This window comes from Desulfoscipio geothermicus DSM 3669 (genome assembly GCF_900115975.1).
Lineage (GTDB): Bacteria > Bacillota > Desulfotomaculia > Desulfotomaculales > Desulfallaceae > Desulfoscipio > Desulfoscipio geothermicus.
On the sequence record NZ_FOYM01000073.1, the window covers coordinates 1 to 2087 of the forward strand.

Annotated in this window: 2 protein-coding genes; both read right to left on the minus strand. The window is 35.3% G+C overall.

The window, feature by feature from the left end:
* Window positions 1-132 precede the first annotated feature (132 nt).
* A complete protein-coding gene (locus tag BM299_RS18715) occupies window positions 133-1728 on the minus strand; it encodes a recombinase family protein (protein WP_092488055.1) in 1596 nt (531 codons plus the stop codon).
* 27 nt (window positions 1729-1755) lie between these two features.
* Window positions 1756-1923 carry a hypothetical protein gene (locus BM299_RS19620; protein ID WP_165608449.1) on the minus strand — a complete coding sequence of 56 codons (168 nt, stop codon included), beginning with the start codon at window positions 1921-1923 and terminating at the stop codon, window positions 1756-1758.
* Window positions 1924-2087: the final 164 nt, after the last annotated feature.

Below are 2087 nucleotides of genomic sequence, written 5' to 3' on the forward strand. Positions count from 1 at the left end.
AATAGACATGATTTTTGTCAAAATAGCCATGGTATTTTTGGTAATTATTTCTTTATTTTTCATGATAGAGACGGGCTTTTCGAACAGGCTCTTGTCCAGATAAAAAGCAAAAAATATATTCAATGCCTGGATTTACATACGAAACTTAACATCTGTTATGTTACCGGTTTGATCTATGTATATCTCACTAAAATGACTAACTAAAGAATATTTCTCTTCTTGAGGGAGGTTATGTATATTTTCAATGTATGTATTAACTTGATCAAACACTCTATTAATTTTATCATCAATGGCGTCGATTTTCTCCAGCCTAAAATTTAAATCATCTAATTTCTGTCCCAAAACTTGTTTATCCTCCCTAAGCTCTCGCATCCTGTCTTTGTATTCCTCAATTGTAATAATGTCTTGTTCGTATGCCAGTTGCTGCTTTTTTATGGCTTCGTTAATTCGCCCTATTCGGATTTTTAAATCCCTTCTTTCTTCTATTAAATTATTTAAATCATCAGTAATTAAATCCATATTTCTTTTTATGAAGTTTAATAGTTTTTCTTTATCAGAAAATATTAACGTAATGAAAGACAGTATGTTGTTATCAATAATTTCCATGTCCCAGTATTTGTTTTTGCCTGTACATTTTCCATTAACGCCTATGCATCTATACATATACTTATAATCGCTTTTGTTACCTTTCTTTTTACTTTTTTGTTTAAGTTTAAATCCATAAATTTTTCCACCACAGGTTGCACATCTTAAAATGCTTGATCCAAGGTATTTCCTATCGCAAGACCATTCATGCGCATATTTTTCTTTTCTTTGTTTCATTATTAGCTGAATAGTATTAAATTCGTCCTCGGAAATCAATGGTTCATGGGTATTTTCACGAATTATCCATTCTTCCCTGGGACGAATTACTCTTCTTTGCCTTCCCTTGCTGTCTCTTATTAACGTTGATGCATTATAAATCGTTATACCAAGATAAACCGGGTTTGATAAAATCGTTCTAATGGCATTTGTTGACCATTGCCCCCCTCTACGGGTAGGTATGCCCTGTTTATTTAGCCATTTGGCTATTTTTAATTGACCCCAACCGGAAAGGAATTTTTCAATTATTTGACGGTATATCGGGGCTGTTTTGGGATTAATCGCCAGGTGCTGACGGTCATTGCTTAGCATATAACCAAAGGCCGGCAATGGGACGTTTGTTTTACCCTCTTTTGCTTTCATGAGTTGGGTTACCTTAACCCGGGAACTGGTGGTTTTTCTTTCTTTTTGGGCCAGTCCGCCGTGTAATATTAGTAAAAATTCATCATCATCAGTGCGGCTATCATAATTTTCTTTGATAGATATAAAAAAAGCACCATAATCTGATAGGGTGCGTTTGATAGAAATTATATCCATAACATCCCTGGAGGTCCGGGCAATCTCTTTTGAAACAACCCCCTTTATTCTTCCTGCTTTCGCATCTTCAAACATTTGTTGGATATCATTTCGTAAGTAGGTATACTCACCGGATTTAACGTCAATGTAAATCCTAACTAATTTATACCCATTAACTTCAGCCCACTGCTCAAGAAGCTTTTTTTGGTTTTCTATGCTGGTTTTTTGGCTGTCTTTTTTTGTTGAAATCCTTATGTATCCCCCTATTTCTATACCTTTTTCGTCCAATGTTTTTTTTACGTCTTGATATTCAGCATAATTTTGACCGGTAATGTGAGGCGGGATATACATTTCAAAAACCCTTCCTAAGTTAATCGATTATAACGAAACGCTTTGCTTATGGAATGCTTTTCTGTTATATGACTGCTGTGGGTTAGTTTTTTCCTTTTTTAATGCGGACTTAATAAAGACTCGTAACAGATTTTCATATACTGCATCAGGCACTTCAATTTTGTTTTTCTGGTACTCATCCAGTTTTAATTTCATAAAGATCACCCCTCGTATAATTTATTCCGGAAAAAATTAAAAGGTGATTTGCGAAAGACCTTGATAAATAATCGAGTAGGGTAGCGCCGCAGTAATTTGCTGCGGCGTTATCCCTCTCACAGAACCGTACGTACGGGCCTCGTATACGGCTCCTGATAAACCTC

Excerpts from the sequence above, each read along its gene's own strand:
- BM299_RS19620 (WP_165608449.1), bottom strand. The coding sequence starts at position 1,923 with ATGAAATTAAAACTGGATGAGTACCAGAAAAACAAAATTGAAGTGCCT.
- BM299_RS18715 (WP_092488055.1), bottom strand. The coding sequence starts at position 1,728 with ATGTATATCCCGCCTCACATTACCGGTCAAAATTATGCTGAATATCAA.